Below are 1,207 nucleotides of genomic sequence, written 5' to 3' on the forward strand. Positions count from 1 at the left end.
AGTAGTCCGTTTCTGAAATTCGCACACGTATTCTTCAGGCAGCCAGTTTGAAGGGCTGGCTCTGCGCCCAACGATCACGCATGCGCGTGATCAAAGCATTGAGATCGGTCCGGGTGAATTTCCACTCGAATGGATGCGCGATGCTCTCGAAGTAGCGCTCGAAGCTCGCCAGTCGCTGAGCGAGCGCCTCCAAACAAGGGAAATCGTTGGGGGTCAGCACTTTGCGCTGCACGATCGAGAAGTAGATCTCGATCTGGTTGAGCCAACTGGCGTGGACCGGTGCGTGGACCGGAACCAATCGGGGATGGGCTTGCGTGAGGCGCCGCACGCACGCATCGCCACGATGCGACGAGCCGTTGTCCATGACCCAGAACACGCGGCGCGCGGTGTTGTACGGTGGCTGGCTCATGACCTGATCGACGAGCCGATCGAAGGGCGCGATGCCGGTTGTCGTTTCGCAGCGGCCGAACACCTTGGCGCGATGCACGTCCAATGCCGCCAAGTACGCCCAGGCGCCACGGCGTGTGTACTCGTGCTCCACGCGCATTGACTTGCCCGGCTCGGTGGACAGGCTCGGATGCATGCGAAGCCGAGCCTGGATACTGGTCTTCTCGTCGGTGGAGATGACGAACTCGTCCAGGCGCAGCGCTCGCCCTTGCCAGCGCCGCTCGTACAGGTCCAGGATGCGGCCGGCCTTGGCCTGGAAGTGCGGGTCGCGTGGAAAGATCCAGCAACGGTGCTGCCAAGGGCGAATCGCGTCCTCGTGCAACCAGCGCCAGACCGTGCTGTCGCTGATGCGCGCCACCAGGCCCGAGCGCTGCGCGTGTCGCGCTACGTCGGCGACGCTCAGGCGCGACAGTGGCAAGCCCAAGGTGGCCGGCAACTCGCAGGCGAGCGCCTTGATCTCAACCGTGACCTCTGGGGGGAAAGACCCGAGGACGTCCCGGGCGGGCTCTCTCTTCGAGACCCGCCAATCGCTCTTTGAAGAAGCGCTGGCGCCACTGACTGACCACCTCGCGCCGGGTGTCCAGCCGCGCGGCAATCTCGTCGTTGTCCATGCCGTTGGCGGCCATCAGGATCATCTTGGCTCGCACAACCTCGAAATACGGCAACGTATATCTGGTCGCACGACGATTCAATTCTGCCAACTCATCCAAAGACAACTCGATAAGAAACGGACTCTTCCTTGGCATATGCAACCCCTGGT

2 protein-coding genes are annotated in these 1,207 nt (G+C 62.4%); both read right to left on the reverse strand.

Going from position 1 to position 1,207, the window contains the following annotated elements:
- Positions 1–34: 34 nt before the first annotated feature.
- Positions 35–904, reverse strand: coding sequence for an IS630 family transposase (locus ABEA07_RS15580; protein WP_345538950.1), 870 nt, complete (start codon positions 902–904; stop codon positions 35–37).
- Between the two features lies 1 nt (position 905).
- Positions 906–1,207: helix-turn-helix domain-containing protein (locus ABEA07_RS15585; RefSeq protein ID WP_345538949.1), on the reverse strand; the 302-nt coding region annotated here is incomplete at its 5' end.

The sequence above is a fragment of the Variovorax defluvii genome (assembly GCF_039541515.1).
In the GTDB taxonomy this organism is placed as follows: Bacteria; Pseudomonadota; Gammaproteobacteria; order Burkholderiales; family Burkholderiaceae_C; genus Variovorax; species Variovorax defluvii.